Below are 15984 nucleotides of genomic sequence, written 5' to 3'. Positions count from 1 at the left end.
GATGCCGGACCATACACTGTCCATCGTCGTACCCATGTACAACGAAGCCGAAAACGTCGAGCCACTGCTGGCACGGATTCACCAGGCTATGGAACGCTACGAGCAGCCATGGGAGGTCGTGCTGGTCGATGACGGCAGTACCGACGCGACGGTGAGCGAGATCAGGCGCCTGGCGGCGCATTACGGCCCGCATGTGCATGCGGTCGAGCTGGTGCGCAACTACAAGCAGACCGCCGCGATGCAGGCCGGCATCGACGCGGCGCGCGGCGACGTCATCGCCACGATCGACGGCGACCTGCAAAATGATCCCTTCGACATTCCGCGTATGGTCTACCGCCTGTTGAGCGAGGATCTCGACCTGGTGGTCGGCTGGCGCAAGGATCGCCAGGAAGGGTTTTTCATGCGCAGGCTGCCCTCGCGCATTGCCAACGCGCTGATCGCGCGCGTCACCGGGGTGCGCCTCAAGGACTATGGCTGCAGCCTGAAGGTCTATCGCGGCAACGTCATCCGCAGCGTCAAGCTCTATGGCGAGATGCACCGCTTCATCCCGGCATGGCTGGCCACGGTGACGACACCCAGACGCATCGCGCAGGAGGTGGTGACGCACCATGCCCGCATCCACGGCCAGTCCAAATACGGCATTTCGCGCACCTTCAGGGTCGTGCTCGATCTGGTGTTCATGTATTTCTTCATGCGCTATCGCACACGGCCCGGGCACTTCTTCGGCGGCATCGGCATCGTGCTTGGCGCGCTGGGTTCGCTGATCCTTGCCTACCTGCTTTGCCTGAAGCTGCTTTTCGCCGAGGACATCGGAACACGCCCGATGCTGTTCACCGGCTTCTTCCTGCTCATCGCCGGGGTGCAGATGGTGACGTCGGGCGTGCTGGCTGAAATGCTGGCACGGGTCTATCACGAAGCGAATGGAGCATCGGCCTATGTCGCGCGGCCACAGCCGGCGCCCAGTGACAATGACGGCTGGCTCCGCCCGGGCCGGCCATCATGAGCTGATCGGGACTTCCTGAAGGTTCCCGCCCAACAGACCGATGGCGCCCGGAGGGCAAGAGGCAAGGCGCAACGCGCCAAACCTCTCGCCCTCGACGGCGCCCCCCGGCGAAGACCAGACGGCGATCAAATCGGCCGCCACTTCAGGTCCGATGTTCCAGTCTAGTAACGCGAACGGCAGCTGGCGCGCTGGCCGAAACCGCTCGGGCCGCAAATCCAGGGCGAATGACCCAGGAACGGGCCGCCATTGCCCGGGCTGTAGGAGACCTTCACCGTCGCCGGCCTGCCGACCCGCTGCGGCCGCACGAAGGCCGCATAGGTCTCCTGCCTCGTACGCGTCACCATGGTCGTCTGTGTGAGCGGCTTGCGGTAGAGAACCTTCTTTCCGACGCGATCGAGCTTCCTGACGTGCTGGACCTTCTTGCCAAAACCTTGATCAACGATCCGTCCGTTGATTGAGCTGGTCTTGGTCGTGTCCATCGTCTGGCAGCCTGACAACATCGAGGCCAATGCGATTGCAGCAACAGCATAGGCATATTTTCTGCCGGTCAGATTTTCCATAAACTGTCTCATCATCTGCTCCCTGCCCTGTAATGCAACGTGATTGAAAGCGAAGAATATACTTCGAATCCGTCGTTTCTAATCGCTCGTGAGTGGTCGTTTTCCACTCACATCGTTCCGTCATATTAGAAGAGACTTATTAAAATTCGTGCAAACGTCATAATGAACGCAGCCTTTCACTCTTCGCTCGAATTTGAAGGAAATTCGATTGTCGGATCGGCTGGCAGACGGAGCCTTGCCAAACGGCACACCGGCATACGCGACGGACTCGCGCCCGCGGCAAACAGAAGCCGGCGCTCGGGCTGTCAGGGATGTTGCGATGTATAAAACGCTCAGCGCCGCAACCGGCGCCGGCAGGGCCGACTGCCCCAGGCTCTCTCCAGCCGACAAAAAGGGCTGGCGATCCTTATCGCCGGAAGTGGCTGGATGTGGCGGCCCGCTCCAGAGTGCCTATGCCGCTATATGCACCCCTCGACAAATGGACCGCTGACCCACAGCGAGCCGCTGTTGAACATGCTGGTCCCGCTGTCATCGATGAACCCTACAGTCTTGTTGTCGACATGCAGCTTGCTCTTCGGCACCACTCGGCCGTCTATCTTGATATTCTTGACGAACAGGTTGCGATCGCCAGCCTTGCCCTGCCCCGCCCACAAGTCGTTGGCATAGCGGAGTTCGATTTTCCGCGGATTGGGCACGGCGCTTAGATTGAAGCGAAATGGTACGGTATGAGCGGACGCTGCCTTCAACTCCGCGACGATCGATTCTGCTGTGATCGCCGTGCTTTCCGTCCCCAGGACGTCCGCCTGTCCAACCGGCTTTCCGTCGACAAGCACGTCGAGCCGAGGGGAACCCTCGAAGCTGGTACCGGCCGCGTCGATCTCGAGGCTGGCAATGCTGCAACGCGCCGCGTCTTTCGTCGCATCGGCGATCATATCGGCAACGCGGCGCTTCTGCGACTGTACCCATCCCGCGATCGGCTGCAGGATGGCGGTGCGATCGCCGGTGCCGGCCTTGATGAGGTTGACCTTTTCCGTAGGATCCGTCTTGAGGTCATACGCCTCGATGCTGCCGGTGGTCGCGTTGAAGGTGACCTTTCGATCATCTTCGCGGTAGCCGAATTGGAAACCGCTCCAGGGAATGAAGAAGAATGTCTTGTTCGGCCGCTGCTCGCTGAACAAGCTGTGACCCTGCCAGGATCTTGGAAGCGGAAGGCCGAGTATATCGAGGATGGTCGGGGCTATGTCGATAATCCCACCGACAGCATGTGCGACGTCATCATGGAAAAGCTGCTTGTTGATCATGATAAGCGGGATATGGATATTTTCTTCGTAGAGAGCACTGGCATGAACGTAGTTCCCATGCTCTCCAAACGCTTCACCGTGGTCGCCGAGTATGACCACAAGCGTCGAATCGAGTTTGCCGGACTGCTTGAGTGAATCGAGTATCTGTCCCAGCGCCTGGTCGCCGACCTTCAGCGCGTTGAGGTAGGCGTTGAACTTCTCGTCATCGGAATAGTGAACTTTCGAGCCGTCAGAGAGGTCGGGGATCTCTTTCATCGCCGTAAACAGCGGGCTGTCGATGAGATACGGGTAATGGGTCATCGCCGTAAACATCACCGCGAAGAAGGGATTTTCGGCATCCTCATTCACCCAGTTGATGACGGATTGAGCGGTACAGAGATCGCTGTTGTAGTCGAAATTCTTCCATTCCTTGGAACTGAGCTTGAATGTGGGAATATCGCATTTCTGCCCACGGTAGTCCTGAATGACATCAAGCCCCTTGTTGAGCAGAAACTCATCCACGCGCTGGAACCGTGAATCCGCACTCCAGAAAAATCCGGTGCGAAAGCCGCTTGCGGTCAGAGTGTTGGATATTGAACTCAGCGGCAGATCCGGATGGCTCGCGGTCATTCCATAGTAAGATATGTCATTGTACATCGAGCTGAACAACGAAAATATCGAATAGTTTGTAGAGGGAGTGTGCGCATATATATTGTCGAAGCGTATCGAGTCACTTGAGTAGCTCTTTATGTTTGGTGTAACAGTATACTTTCCACCAAACGTCTCGACGTATCGGGATGGCACCGATTCCATCATGAAAACCAGCACGTTCTTTATCGGATTTGGTGATTGCACCTTGAAGCTGGACGTCTCCGCCGGACGTTCCCCAACGCTGGCGACGTCAACGTCCACCCCGGTATTCACGGCGAAAACGACGGGGGTCGGACTGAACAGAGCCGATTCAACAAAGTACACGATAGGGTTGGCAACCTTTGCCTCTGGCAAGGCCGTCGCCCGAACATGGTACCCGGTGCCGACCAGTCCAGCACCGACGCACAGGAAAAGCGTCCCCAGCAATACCGCTCGAGCAGTTCCCGCCAGCCGCACGCACAGCCCTGCTGTCGCATAACCCAAGACCAGCGCCAGAACTATGGACAACGACGAGAATGCGAAATCCCTTGGGTTGAGCGCGTCACCTATGGCGTTCTTGGCGTCGGCATTCTGCAGGAAGTCGCCATAGATCAACCACTGGAAAGTAAACGGCTCGCTCAGCATTTTGACGAGATTGATGTTGGCAAACCCCCAACATAGCGAAATCAGGATGGCGAGATAGAAAGTGATGACCACGACGACGCCGAAGAGGCGGCTGGCCTTTGCCAGGAAAAGCAGGAGCAGGGCTGCTGCCGTCAGCGACGAAATGAAAATCAGATCGTGGTAGCTTGACGCTATCCCGCTGGGGATAGAGGCCAAGCGACCCTGGAGCGTCGATTGGGGATCGATGATGAAGCCGCGGTAGACACCCAGAAGCACCCAGGAGAAAAACCCGGTGCAAGCGATCAGCAGGCCTGCGCGGAGGAAGCGCTTGGAACCTTGTGAACCGGGCTGTGTCTTCAATTCCATCTGACCGTTCCGTGCATAACCGCGATGACAACCGAAAGAGCAAAGGGCCTGATGCTACGTTGCAATCTCAAAGCCGCTGCCATTTTCCAAGTGCCAGGTTCACTCGCCCGGCGAACCGACAGATCTCGAATTAGCCACCGCTTCCACCCCTGGGGTCGAGAAATCCCCGTGCCTTGGGTGTTTTGTCATGGCAATTCCTGAGTTGGCGGGCGCCAGGCTCTTCCAGACTATCTGACGATTGGCCGATCCCAGGCGGGGTCAAGATGGAATGTGCGGGTTCCGCTCCCACCACGCCCGGCTCCGGAAACCGGGTAGGCCACGCTGACGATGCGCACACCGCCTGCTCCCTGCTGGAGCCCATATATGCCTTCCAGGCCGCGGTCATAAAACGCAGCGCCCGGGACGAAGAGCGCAACGCCAGCGAGCGAGGCCTGCAAGGCGAGTTTCGCGACGTTGCGCCGCAACGAAATTCTGTTCTCCGCCAGGTGCCTGGTGATGATTACGACCACAAGCAACCCGTAGACGAACGCATTGAAGGCAGCGAACCAGTAGAAGCCGGTGGCATCCGACGCGCGGTCCACCAGAAGGACCGGCAGCGAAGCTCCGATTGCAAGTGCCACATACGGAACGATGACGCGGGCAGGCAGCAGATTTTTCGGGCCACTGCCCTTGGGGGTAACACGAAAATCCACGAACGACTTGGTCACATAATCACGGATCGACGACAGCGTGCCCGCCAGCACCCACGGCCAACGCGCGAAGAATGAGAACAACATTCCCTCCCAACTGATCGTCCTGGCAGTGAGCGGGCGCGACAGGTCGAATGCCTTCAGCAACATCACCAGCATAATCAGGGAAATAGAGTTCGGAGCATAGTATAAAAGGAAATCAACATATGTCACATTGGCGAAGCTCTTCCCCGTCAGAAGCGCGTACATAGGCATGACGTACATGACAAGCGAAAACACGGCGAAAAGCGGATACCAGAGCTGGCGAAACAGGAACTGGAATTTCAGCCGTGGCGATAGCTTGGAAAGGTATATGGGCGAGTATTCGAGCATGATCGTCATCAGGCTCCGCGACCACTGGAACTCCTGCGTGACAAGATCGGCAAAGGTCTGCGGGCCATCGCCATGGGCAATGGCGTCTATGGCATGCACACCGCGCCAACCAGCCGCAATGAACAGCATGGACGTCGAGTGATCTTCGGCCAGTTCCGGGCCAAGGCCGCCGACCTGCTTGAGCGCTGCGGTTCTCACGGCATAGTGCGAGCCGATGCAGAGCGGCGTTCCGTCGCCCGTATGGCCGGACTGCAAGGGTCCGTGGAACATCCCTTCCGGGAACAGTCGGCCGCGTGCCGACCAGCTTTCAGCGGCATTGTTGTCGCATATGCTCGGCGCCGATACATAGCCAACCGCCGGGTCGGCAAAGGCGACCAGGATTTCCCTGAGATAGGTTGGTGTCGGGACGTGGTCCGCATCCATCTGAGCGACGAAGTGGTAGCGCTCATAACCATAGTGGTCGTAGAAGAACGCCAGGTTTCCCTCTTTGCAGCGCGTCCGGCGGGGCCACACCTTGCGGTGATAATCTTCCCGCCCGCGCCGCGTCGAAATCATGACGTTATGGGCATCGCACCAGGCAATCGTTTCCTCTGACGGGTCCTCGTCGGCCAGCCAGGTATCATGCGGACAGTCCTGCGCCAGCATCGCTTCGAGCGTTCGCGCAACCACCGAAAACGGTTCGGACGGAGCCTTGGTCACCACCATCGCGACCCGCGAACGTTCCGGGATCGTGTGAAGACTGGACGGCTTTTTCATCGCATGCACGTTCAAGAGAAAATACATCGGCATGAACGTCAGCCATACGAGCGTCAATGTCGCCAGCATGTATGGAATGACATGTTCGATGTGCCCGGGCTGCAGCCACCAGAACCAGAAAAATCCGAACGTTACCGACCAGCAGGCAAGTCCCAGCCTCCAGATCCGCCGCTGGGTGGCCGACAGCACCGGCACCAGAAAAGGAGGCTTCTCCGCCGCCTTCCCCGGAGCCGCCCCACGCCCCCGTTTCGGCATGGTCTTGCCGCTGATGATCCCCACGTCCGCGGAAACACTCATACACGTACCGCCGCCACCCGAGCATCAGCCGAACGACGGCAGACGCGCCTTGAAAACCCGCCCTTAGAATCCACTTGGGTGTCTTAGAGTCAACTAAATTAAGTGTTGGTTAACTATACTTCTTGCGAATTGGTTAACTTAACATCTTGAATCGGGAGGGTAATTCCGTGGACGCCTCCCCCGACCAGCACTGCAATCACAGCCGGCAAAAGTTTCAGCGTCGGAGAATCCGTCGAAGGGCCGAGGCTGTCCGCAGGAAGAAGCGCCCAAGGCAGCGTTAACCATGTTGCGAACATCATGGTTAAGCAACCATTAATTGCGCTTGACTCTTTGGTCCGCCCGGCTCTTAAATTAGACCGGGATGATATATCGGAATATTGACGCGAATTTGTGAGTATCGCGGCGAAACTCTCTCGACGGCTCCTTCTGTGTTGGCGCCTTGAGAAGTAATTTTGGGTGGGCTTCGTGCGAAGGTTCGCACAACCGCCAATGATCGCTCCGAAATCCCGCAGATTCCGCCAATGGAGCCGACAGGTTTTTTGGGTAGCCGTATCGATCAGGCATCGATGCGCACGGGCGAAGCCTTAACTTCCGCGAGAAGTCGAGGCCATGGGAGAATCTATGATGACACACTCCGCGGCAAAGGCACTTGCAATCGCGCTGGTATTGGGCGGAAGCGCCGCCTTCCCTACTGCAGGAGGGGCCGGCTCCGTAACCGCGACCGACCCCGTTCAGACGAGCAGCGCTGCGTCGGCGTTCGGTTCCTATGATCCCTACGGGGACTTCAGCACCGACAAGAGCGCCAGCATCGAAGAGCTGTTCCTGCCCTGGGAAGACGTCGATCTGTCGACGCTGCCGCTTGCCGACGCTTATGCGCTGCAGCGCGGCCGTTCGCTTCTGATCACGATTGAGCCGTGGACATGGTCCAAGGACTGGCGCATCACCCCGCCCGAATTGCGCGACGGCATTTTGAGCGGCAAATATGATGCCAACATGCAGGCAATCTGCGGCCTGGTGGGACAGATGAAGAGCCCGGTGACCATTCGCTGGGCTCAGGAAATGGAAGACAAGAACGGCCGCTTCACCTGGGCCAACTGGGCTCCCAAGGACTGGATCTCCGCTTACAAGCGCGAAGTCGACATCTGCCGCAAGGCTGCCCCCGCCGCCAAGTACATGTGGTCGCCCAAAGGCGAAGAGGGTTTGGAAAAATACTACCCCGGCGACGACTATGTCGACGTCATCGGCCTGTCGGTGTTCGGTCTGCAGAAAAAAGACGGTGACGAGACCGGTCGTGACCGCACCTTCGCTGAACTGCTGAAGCCCGGCTATGACCGCGTTGCGGTGTTCAACAAGCCGATCGTCGTTGCGGAACTCGGCTATGTCGGAAAGCAGGACTATGTCTCGAAATGGCAGGAAGATTCCCGCAAATCCTACGCGGAGTTCCCGGCTCTGACTTCGGTCGTCTACTTCAACCAGAAGGAAGTGTGGCCGTGGCTGGGCGGCTATGGTCTGCCCGACTGGAGGGTGACCCAGCATGTCTTGCCCTAGAGCATGATACTGAAAAAGTGAGAAAGCGGCTTTTCGGACAAACGGGGCACCATCTGTCCAGGCATCATGCTCCATCTCTTTGATTTAGTGGCGGATTCAGATTTCAGGATTCACCTGAAATCATCTCAAGCGTTCTCATAAACTGGGCGTGGCGTAACAGTAGGGGTAGGGGTTGTGAAACGAGTACTGGGCAATTGTATCGGAACGGCACTTGCCTGTTCCATTGGTCTGTTTGCTTTCCAGATTCCCGCAACAGCCAAGACGGCGACGAAAATCGCCGAACAGGCCATGCGGGCAGAGGTGGTGCCGGACAAAGGCATCTACCAGATGTACCAGAACCGCTCGTGGCTCTGGGGTCGGGAGGGTGCCGGATATTTTGCCGTCCAGCGCCGTCAGTTCAGTGCCTGGACCTCGGACAAGGCGCGCAAGCTGGGCTACGGTGACGGCATCTGGTTCATTCCCGGAGGAGGCAAGCTGTGCTTCCGCGCAAAATGGCACGGAGCCGGAGGCGACTCCAACGCTCTTTCCTGTTTCGAACATCGCCAGGCAGGCAGGATTCTCTACCAGCGCCGGGTTCCAGATGGAGAATGGTACGTATTCAGGAGTTCGCACCGCAACCTTGCGGACGCGTTCATGAAATTGAAACACGGCGACTACGTCAGCCGCAAACAGAGCCGGATCAAGGCAAAGTAGTAGAGACTTTCATCCGGGACAGGGCACTGGTCCAAAAGCGGGTCGACTGAACGGTCAGCGACCTGCCTCAGTCACGTTCAGGCGACCTGCCTTAAGCCTTGCGCTCCCAGCGGCGATCTGGCGTCTGTTGCCAATAGGTGACGGCGTGGCCAGCGCTCTTCATCACCTTCCAGTGCCCTCGCGCCGCCTCGAGCTGGGCGGCATCGTGGCCATCGAACAGGAACACGGCGCGCTCGTAGCCGCCAAGGTCAGGCGGCACCGCGCCGTCGACCAGGAACCTTATCTTTGCGTCGTTGGGATTGCTGTCGCCGGTGGTCAACAGAATCGGCTGTTCGCCGGGATGAGCCTCACGATCGGTCGCGTGCGCCAGGAACGAATCGTCCCGGAAGGTCCAAAGATGCTGGTCGAGCGCATCGCGGCGTTCCTCGGTGCCTGTCTGCACCACGGCGCGCCAGCCACGGTCGACGCTGCGCTCCAGGAGGCCTGGCAGCGCATCCTCCAGCGTCGATTCGGTCAGGTGGTAGAACAGGACGTCGGCCATCGCTTCAGCCTATAGTGATTGAACCCGTTCACTGCTCATAATTGTCGCGCACCAGCCGGTCGAGCAGCCTGACGCCGAAACCGGAACCCCAGGACTGGTTGATCTCGTTCGACGGCGCCCCCATCGCCGTGCCGGCAATGTCGAGATGGGCCCATGGCGTGTCCTTGACGAAGCGCTGCAGAAACTGCGCCGCGATGGTGGCGCCGCCAAAACGGCCGCCGATGTTCTTCATGTCGGCGTTCTTGGAATCGATCAGCTTGTCGTATTCGGCCCCCAGCGGCATGCGCCACAGCCGTTCCTGCGTCGCCTGCCCCGCCGCCGCCAACTTTTCGGCCAGTTCGTCATTGTTGGAAAAGAGGCCGGCATAATGTTGACCGAGCGCCACCATGATGGCGCCGGTCAGCGTCGCCAGATTGACCATGAATTTCGGCTGGAAGCGGTCGTTGCAGTACCACAACGCATCGGCCAGCACGAGGCGGCCCTCGGCGTCGGTATTGAGCACCTCGATGGTCTGGCCCGACATCGAAGTGACGATATCACCGGGGCGCTGGGCATGACCGTCGACGGCATTTTCGACCAGTCCGATGATACCGACGACATTGGCTTTCGCCTTGCGGGCCGCCAGCGCATGCATCAGGCCGGTAACGGCGGCGGCACCGCCCATGTCGCCCTTCATATCCTCCATGCCCGAGGCCGGCTTTATGGAATTGCCGCCAGTGTCGAAAGTGACGCCCTTGCCGACGAAGGCGATCGGGCTGTCCTTCGGCTTGCCGCCGTTCCACTGCATGATCGCCATGCGGGCGCCGCGCGGCGATCCTTGCGCGACACCGAGCAGCGAGCCCATGCCGAGCTTCTTCATTTCCTTCTCAGCCAATATCTCGACCTTGACGCCTAGTGCCTCGATTTCCTTGGGGCGGGCAGCGAACTCGACCGGCCCAAGCACGTTTGCCGGTTCGTTGACGAGGTCGCGCGCCAGTAGGACGCCGTCTATCACCGCCTCGGCATCGGCGAAGGCCTTCTTCGCAGCGGCCGGATCGGCGGTGTGGATGGTCACCTTGACCGGCTTCTTCGGCTCTGCCTTGCCGTCGTCCTTGTCCTTCCTGGTCTTGTACTTGTCGAAGGAATAGCTGCGCAGGAGAATGCCCGCGGCAAGGCTTGCCGCGTCTTTCGCGCTCGGCGAGGCGCCGGCCACATCGAGGACCACCGCCACTTCGGTCGCCTTGCGCAGCGACGCGGCAACGGTGCCGCCAAGCTTCAACCACGCATATTCGTCCAGTCCCGATACCTTGCCGGCGCCTATCGCCACCAGTCTGTCGAGCGATGCTCCCTGCGGCGCCAGAACTTCCACCGTGCTGGCGAACTTGCCCGTGAACTCAGCCACGGGAAAGGCCCGCTCCAGTGTCTTGCCGGGATCACCGGCCTTGGCGACGTCGCTCAGGCCGCCCTCATCCGCCGCGAGCACGAAGACCGTGCCCTTCTTGTTCACCGCGCTCTGGGACCCGGAAAATTTGGCGAAGGCGATCGACGGTCTTTGATTCATCATGTCCTGCTTTCAGGGAATGCGCGACTTTTGGGGAAGCGGTTCGAAACGATGCGCGACATTTGGTCGTTTTCCGGCATTTGGCAAGACTTTGCCGAATTGGCATCCCATATGACCTATGGAATCGATGACGATTCGTCGCGGCACGGCCCCGCTTTTTGCCGCAACCTGTTGTTAACCATCGATGTTCGCCCTTTCTTATCCATTCCCGCCGACACTCCGCCCAGCCGGGGGGGGTGATGTGGGACAGAACCCGGATAGACCATCTGATGAGCCAGTTGTGCAGGCGCTGCCGGACAGCTACCTTGTTCGGTGGCATGATGCCGTTCGAAAAAATCGAGAAAAGCCTTCATGAAGGTCGTTGAACGCTACATCATGCGCCGCGCTTTCGTGGTCTTCATGGCCGCTCTTGTGTGGACGCTGGCGATCGTATGGACGACGCAGGTGCTGGCAAAGATCGATCTGGTCACCGACAGCGGCCAGTCGGCGCTGACCTTCTTCGAAGTCGCCGCCCTCATCCTTCCGTCCATCATCCCGATCGTGGTGCCTTTTGCCCTGGTGGTAGCGGTCGCACAGACACTCAGTGTCATGAATTCGGATTCCGAACTCGCCGTCGTCAACGCCGCGGGGGCCTCGCGCTGGACGATCGTGCGGCCGATCATGTTGCTGGCGCTCGCCGCCGCCGTTTTTTCCTTTGCCGTCGACAACGGCATCGACCCTTACGCACGGCAGAAGAACCGGGCCCTGGTGGCGTCGTCGCGCGCGGATCTGTTGTCGCTGATCATCCAGGAAGGCACCTTCCGCAAGATTGACGACGGGTTGTTCCTGCAGATCGGCGAGCGCCTTCCGAACAATCGGCTGGGTGGCATTTTCGTCGCCGATTCGCGCGAAGAAGGCGTCAACCTCGTCTACTACGCCAAGACCGGCAGCATCGTCGAACGCGGCGGTGAAAAGGTGCTGATGATGAATGACGGCGTCATCCATCGCAAAACGCTGACCGGCGATCTCTCCGTCATCCGCTTCACCTCCTATGCCTTCGACATGTCGGCCTTCATGGCGGCGGCTTCGGCGGTGACGCTCCTGCCCAAGGACCAGACGACGCAGTACCTGCTCAACCCGGGTGCCAACGACAAGTATTATCAGCAGAACCCCTACGAATACCGGGCCGAGGTCAACCAACGGTTCTCGGAATGGACCTATTCCATGGTTTTCGCGCTGATCGCGCTTGCAGTCGCCGGCGATGCGCGCTCGCACCGCGAGGCGCGCGTCAATCCGCTGATCACGGCGATCACGATATCGCTGTTCGTGCGTTGGCTGGGCTTTTTTGCCGCCAGCAAGGCGGATGAGGTCCCGCAATATGCGTATATGGTCTATGGCGTGCCGATCGTGGCTTCCGCGGTGGCGATCTGGTTCATCGTCTCCAACCGGACACTGGAACTGCCCGTGACCTGGGCGGACTGGATGACAAACTTCGCCACGCGCATCGCTGACAGCTGGAATGCTTTCAAATTGCGTTTGTCCAGGCGCGGCGCATCAGGCCAAGGGGTCGGCTGATGGGCTGGACACTGGGCCGCTATTTCTTTTTCCGCTATGTGACGATCACCATCTGGTTCTTCATCGGCCTCCTGGCGCTGGTGTTCCTGATCGATTTCACCGAGCTGTCCGGACGCACCACCGGCCTGCCCGGCTTCACCTACGGCACGGCGGTAGCCATTTCAGGCCTCCGTATGCCGATGATCATGCTGCAGACGGTGCCGTTCGTCGGTCTCTTCTCGGCGATGGCGACGCTGGTGTCGCTGAACCGGCGCTACGAGCTGGTCATCGCGCGTTCCGCCGGTGTTTCCGCCTGGCAGTTCCTCTTGCCCTGCTGTATCGGAGCCTTGCTGTTCGGCGTCCTGTCGGTTGGCGTCATCAATCCACTCGCCGCGCACGCATTCTCCTGGTCCGAGCAGATCGAAACCCAGCTGCGTTCGGGCAAATCGAATACGGTCTCGGCCGATGCCGCGCCCTGGATCCGTCAGAAAACCAGTTCGGGCGACACCATCATCGGTGCGCGGGCCATCCTGAACCAGGGCCTGGAAATGGCCGATGTCGTATTTTTCATTCTCGACCCGCAAGGCAACATCGTCGAGCGCAAGGACGCCGCCCGTGCCTTCCTGCGCGACGGCTATTGGGAATTGCAGGACGTCAAGACGTTCCAGAACGGCACGATCCAGGCATCGGCAACCGATCGCGTACCGACCAATCTGAAGCCCGAATTCGTGCAAGAGCGGCTGGCTCGCCCCGAAACCATCCCGTTCTACGACCTGCCCGGAAAGGTCGAGGTTGCCCGCTCCTTTGGCCTCAAGGCAAATGCCTTTGCCATGCAGTTTGATTCGCTCGTGGCGTTGCCGTTCCTTCTCGTCGCCATGACGCTGATCGCGGCAACGGTTTCAATGCGATTTGCCAGGATGGGACAGTCGGCGACGATGATTCTGGGTGGCATCATCGCTGGCTTTCTGCTTTATGTCGTTTCGGTGCTGGTGAAGGCATTCGGCGTGGCGGGATTCGTGCCGACTGTCGTAGCCGCCTGGGTACCCGTCATGGTGGCTATGTTCTTCGGGGTGACTTTCCTGCTATACAAGGAAGACGGCTAGTGAGGGAGGCGTTTTTGCCCAGCAACAGGCAGGCCGGTTTGGCGCGCCTCTATGCGGCGACCGCCTTGGCGTGCGTGCTTGCCTACGCCGTTCCGGCACCGGCGCTTGCGCAGGACGTCGGCGACATGGCGACATCGGTTCCGGCCGGCTCGCAAATGCTGCTGGCGGCCGATACGCTGGTCTACAACAACGACAACCAGACCGTGACCGCCGTCGGCGGTGTGCAGATCGACTATGGTGGCAATCGCCTTGTCGCCCAGCGGGTCGAATACAACCGCAACACCAAGCGGATGGTCGCGAGCGGCAACGTCGAAGTCATCAACAGCGACGGCACCAAGATCAATTCGCAACATATCGACATCACCGATGACTTCGCCGACGGCTTCGTCAACGCGTTGCGGGTCGAGACCATCGACAAGGCCTATTTCGCCGCCGAAAGCGCAGAACGCATGGGCGGCGTGCTGACCACTTTCCACAATGGCGTCTACACCGCCTGCGAGCCGTGCGAGGATAAGCCGGACAAAGCGCCGACCTGGCGCGTCAAGGCCAAGAAGATCATCTGGAACGGTGAGAAGAAGACGGTTCGCTTCGAGAATGCGAATTTCGAATTCTTCGGTTTTCCGCTTGCCTATCTGCCTGCATTCGAAATTGCCGACCCGACGGTGAAGCGCAAGAGCGGCTTCCTGATCCCGAGCATCATCTACAAGAGCGATCTCGGCGTCGGCGTGAAAGTCCCCTATTATCTCGCATTGGCGCCGACCTACGACCTGACCGTCACCGGCACCGGCTATACCAGGCAGGGTTTCCTCGGTGAGGCCGAGTGGCGTCAGCGCTTCGACAATGGCGAGTACAGCTTGAAGATCGCCGGGATACACCAGCAGAATCCCGACGCCTTCCTCGACACCACTGCCTTCCCATCCAGCTCTGGCCACAACGTCAATTCGGGCAGCGCCGGCGATCCCAACAAATTCCGCGGCATGATGGGTACCCAGGGGCAGTTCGCCATCAACTCACGCTGGAACTTCGGCTGGGACGTGCTGCTGCAGACCGACAAGAACTTCTCGAACACCTACGGCATCGACAAGTACAATAGCAGCGTTCACCAGTCGTCAGTCTACTTGACGGGTCTCAACGGCCGCAATTATTTCGACGTGCGCGCCATGCATTTCGATGTGCAGGAAGATACGCCTGACGACAATATCTCTGCGCGAAGTGGACAACAGCCGTGGGTGCTGCCGTCGCTCGATTACGCCTATATTCCTGATGCCTCGGTGGCCGGCGGCCAGCTGTCCCTCAATGTCAACGCGCGTGTCATCCGCCGCGACGATGTCGATGAGACCTTCGTCCAGCCCTACAATGCCCTCACTCCGACGCAGCGCGTCCGCGGCATCGAAGGCGAATCGGGCCGTCTCACCGCCGAGGCCGAGTGGAAGCGGAGTTTCGTCACAGATGACGGACTGGTGCTAACGCCGTTGCTCGCGCTGCAGGGCGATGTGGACTACCTCAACGCATCGTCGGCTTCGCTAGACGCCATCGACCGAATGGCAACGCATTTGGGCGAGCAGGACGATATGCGCTCGTCATTTGCCCGTTACATGGCAACCGCGGGCCTCGAGATGCGTTGGCCGGTGCTGTTTTCCATGGCCAGCGGGTCCAGCCATGTCATCGAGCCAATGGCGCAGGTCTTCATGCGTCCGAACGAGCAATATGTCGGCGGCCTCTCAGTGCCCAACGAAGACGCCCAAAGCATGGTCTTCGACGCGACCACCTTGTTCGAGCGCGACAAGTTCTCCGGTTACGACCGCGTCGAAGGCGGTTCGCGCGCCAATGTCGGCTTCCGCTATTCCGGCTCGTACAATAATGGCTGGGGCACCAATGCGATTTTCGGCCAATCCTATCAGATCGGCGGCGAGAACTCCTTTGCCGCGCCGGATCTGGTCAATGTCGGCGCCAATTCCGGCCTCGACACGACCAAGTCCGACTATGTCGGCCTGTTCGGCATCAACAGCCCCAACGGCTTCGCGGCCTCGGTCAGCGGCCGTTTCGACGAACAGAGTTTCGAGGTCCGCCGTGCCGAGGTGAAGGCCGCCTATTCCGGCCTGCCTGTGTCGCTGAGCGCCAAATACGCCTTCATCCAGGCCCAGCCGCTGTACGGTTTCACGGAAGACCGCCACGAAGTCACACTTGGTGCATCCACGCATCTGGCCGAAAACTGGCGCGTCTTCGGCACAGGAACCTACGACCTGCAGCAAAGCCTGCTGGTCAAGGACGGTGTCGGCTTCGCCTACAACGATTCCTGCTTCACTTATCTGATGACCTACTCGCAGTCGCGCGATCTGAACACCAGGGAGGTGTCGCAGACCATCGGCTTCAATCTGTCGTTCCGCACCCTCGGCGATTTCGGCTCGTCGACCAGTGGCGTCGACACGATCCAGTAACAATCGGCGAC

The 15984-nt window shown here is 59.5% G+C and carries 11 protein-coding genes; 6 read left to right on the top strand and 5 right to left on the bottom strand.

Going from position 1 to position 15984, the window contains the following annotated elements:
* The first annotated feature begins 1 nt into the window (after nt 1).
* Nucleotides 2–1003, top strand: coding sequence for a glycosyltransferase family 2 protein (locus NKH97_RS19980; RefSeq protein WP_352631921.1), 1002 nt, complete (start codon nt 2–4; stop codon nt 1001–1003).
* Between the two features lie 161 nt (nt 1004–1164).
* Here NKH97_RS19980 and NKH97_RS19975 read toward each other — a convergent pair whose 3' ends face one another.
* From NKH97_RS19975 to NKH97_RS19965, 3 genes are all read right to left on the bottom strand, one after another.
* Nucleotides 1165–1575, bottom strand: coding sequence for a hypothetical protein (locus tag NKH97_RS19975; RefSeq protein ID WP_352753436.1), 411 nt, complete (start codon nt 1573–1575; stop codon nt 1165–1167).
* Nucleotides 1576–2021: 446 nt separating this feature from the next.
* Nucleotides 2022–4463 (bottom strand): sulfatase-like hydrolase/transferase, encoded by a 2442-nt coding sequence (locus tag NKH97_RS19970; protein ID WP_352722762.1) that lies wholly within the window; start codon nt 4461–4463, stop codon nt 2022–2024.
* Between the two features lie 227 nt (nt 4464–4690).
* Nucleotides 4691–6577 carry a glycosyltransferase family 2 protein gene (locus NKH97_RS19965; protein WP_352722763.1) on the bottom strand — a complete coding sequence of 629 codons (1887 nt, stop codon included), beginning with the start codon at nt 6575–6577 and terminating at the stop codon, nt 4691–4693.
* 624 nt (nt 6578–7201) lie between these two features.
* On the opposite strand from NKH97_RS19965, the gene NKH97_RS19960 reads away from it, so the two are divergent.
* Nucleotides 7202–8125, top strand: a complete 924-nt coding sequence (locus tag NKH97_RS19960) for a glycoside hydrolase family 26 protein (RefSeq protein WP_128305696.1) — start codon at nt 7202–7204, stop codon at nt 8123–8125.
* A gap of 174 nt (nt 8126–8299) precedes the next feature.
* On the top strand, nt 8300–8818 hold the full coding sequence (locus NKH97_RS19955; RefSeq protein WP_031213743.1) for a DUF995 domain-containing protein: 519 nt from the start codon (nt 8300–8302) through the stop codon (nt 8816–8818).
* A 91-nt stretch (nt 8819–8909) separates the two neighbouring features.
* On the opposite strand, the gene NKH97_RS19950 is transcribed toward NKH97_RS19955, so the two are convergent.
* Nucleotides 8910–9359, bottom strand: a complete 450-nt coding sequence (locus NKH97_RS19950; RefSeq protein WP_352631889.1) for a DNA polymerase III subunit chi — start codon at nt 9357–9359, stop codon at nt 8910–8912.
* Between the two features lie 28 nt (nt 9360–9387).
* A complete protein-coding gene (locus NKH97_RS19945) occupies nt 9388–10899 on the bottom strand; it encodes a leucyl aminopeptidase (RefSeq protein WP_352798570.1) in 1512 nt (503 codons plus the stop codon).
* Nucleotides 10900–11250: 351 nt separating this feature from the next.
* On the opposite strand from NKH97_RS19945, the gene lptF reads away from it, so the two are divergent.
* Genes lptF through NKH97_RS19930 form a run of 3 tightly spaced genes read left to right on the top strand, consistent with a single transcriptional unit; the run spans nt 11251 to nt 15973 of the window.
* Nucleotides 11251–12453: an LPS export ABC transporter permease LptF gene (gene lptF / locus NKH97_RS19940; RefSeq protein WP_023813771.1), complete on the top strand. Its 1203-nt coding sequence runs from the start codon at nt 11251–11253 to the stop codon at nt 12451–12453.
* The gene (lptG, locus tag NKH97_RS19935) at nt 12450–13535 is read left to right on the top strand and encodes an LPS export ABC transporter permease LptG (protein WP_031213741.1); all 1086 of its coding nucleotides are present in this window, start codon (nt 12450–12452) and stop codon (nt 13533–13535) included. The genes lptF and lptG overlap by 4 nt, the downstream gene beginning before the upstream one ends.
* Nucleotides 13535–15973: an LPS-assembly protein LptD gene (locus NKH97_RS19930; protein ID WP_023813769.1), complete on the top strand. Its 2439-nt coding sequence runs from the start codon at nt 13535–13537 to the stop codon at nt 15971–15973. The genes lptG and NKH97_RS19930 overlap by 1 nt, the downstream gene beginning before the upstream one ends.
* The last annotated feature ends 11 nt before the right edge of the window (nt 15974–15984 follow it).

Source organism: Mesorhizobium sp. M0870, assembly GCF_040319775.1.
In the GTDB taxonomy this organism is placed as follows: domain Bacteria; phylum Pseudomonadota; class Alphaproteobacteria; order Rhizobiales; family Rhizobiaceae; genus Mesorhizobium.
The sequence above is the reverse complement of the archived record's forward strand: the minus strand, read 5'-3'. Positions and strand labels throughout refer to the sequence as shown.

Coding starts and splice junctions, on each gene's coding strand:
- NKH97_RS19980 (WP_352631921.1), top strand. CDS start 2: ATGCCGGACCATACACTGTCCATCGTCGTACCCATGTACAACGAAGCC.
- NKH97_RS19975 (WP_352753436.1), bottom strand. CDS start 1,575: ATGAGACAGTTTATGGAAAATCTGACCGGCAGAAAATATGCCTATGCT.
- NKH97_RS19970 (WP_352722762.1), bottom strand. CDS start 4,463: ATGGAATTGAAGACACAGCCCGGTTCACAAGGTTCCAAGCGCTTCCTC.
- NKH97_RS19965 (WP_352722763.1), bottom strand. CDS start 6,577: ATGAGTGTTTCCGCGGACGTGGGGATCATCAGCGGCAAGACCATGCCG.
- NKH97_RS19960 (WP_128305696.1), top strand. CDS start 7,202: ATGACACACTCCGCGGCAAAGGCACTTGCAATCGCGCTGGTATTGGGC.
- NKH97_RS19950 (WP_352631889.1), bottom strand. CDS start 9,359: ATGGCCGACGTCCTGTTCTACCACCTGACCGAATCGACGCTGGAGGAT.
- NKH97_RS19945 (WP_352798570.1), bottom strand. CDS start 10,899: ATGAATCAAAGACCGTCGATCGCCTTCGCCAAATTTTCCGGGTCCCAG.
- lptF (WP_023813771.1), top strand. CDS start 11,251: ATGAAGGTCGTTGAACGCTACATCATGCGCCGCGCTTTCGTGGTCTTC.